Genomic DNA, 930 nt, shown 5'->3' on the forward strand with positions numbered 1-930 from the left:
TGCAATGAGCCTTTTTCATCCTTGGTGTTCGAGGGTGAGGATGGCTTTGGCGTGGGTGGTGACGTGGTGGGTGCTGCAGCGGGCGCGGGTGAGGATGCGCCAGTTTTTGAGGGTGGCGAAGCCGCGTTCGCCGCGGCCGCGGGTGGCGGCGTGGGCGGTGTTGGCGGCTTTGTAGGCCGGTGCCAGGGGGCGTGGTGTCTGGTGTTTGTTGCGGGTGTTTTTGTAGGGCGTGATCACGCCTGGGGCGATCTGGTGGTAGCCGGTGTCGGCTAGGAGCAGGATCCCGGCCTGCTCGGCGAGGCCGGGAATCTGATGGTGGCGGGCGGCGGCGGTGTCGTTGACGGCGCCGGGCTGTCCGTCGGAGATCCACAACAGGCGGCCGTAGGGATCGGTGAGTCCTTGCAGGTTGATGCCGTGATAGCGGTGTTTGCCGGAGTAGAACGGCCGGTTCGCGGCGATGCGGTCGGTCCGGATCACTGTGCCGTCGAGGATGCCGTAGTTGTTGTGGCTCCACGCGAGTTGCCACAACGCGCCGGTCAGCGTGGGGGCCCGCTCGGCCAGGAGCCGTGTGGTTTCGCGGATATAGCGGAACACCGTGGCGATGCCGACGCCGTATCCCGCGGCGAGCCGGGCATAGGTGTCACCGTTGCGCAGATGGGCCAGCACCAGCACGGCCTGCTGCACCGGGGACAGCCGTCGCCACGGTGATCCGATCCGCTTCAGGTGATCACGGATGACCTTGACGACATACCGCAGCGTGGTGATGGACACCTCGATCACCGACGGGTAAGAAAGCACAGCGAAGCTCCTGGTGGCTCCTGGGTTGATCTTGGTCGACGATCCATCTACCAGGAGCTTCGCCACGTTCACAGCACCAACACACCTACCCCACCACCAGGATGAAAAAGGCTCAATGAAGGGGCCTTTCAT

General features: G+C 64.5%; 1 protein-coding gene. It reads right to left on the minus strand.

Features of this window, described 5'->3' with window-relative positions; genetic code table 11:
• Positions 1-15 precede the first annotated feature (15 nt).
• On the minus strand, positions 16-930 hold a 915-nt coding region (locus tag DL990_RS41135), incomplete at its 5' end, for a transposase family protein (RefSeq protein WP_233620726.1).

Origin of the sequence: Amycolatopsis sp. WAC 01416 (assembly GCF_003947485.1) — a bacterium.
In the GTDB taxonomy this organism is placed as follows: Bacteria; Actinomycetota; Actinomycetes; order Mycobacteriales; family Pseudonocardiaceae; genus Amycolatopsis.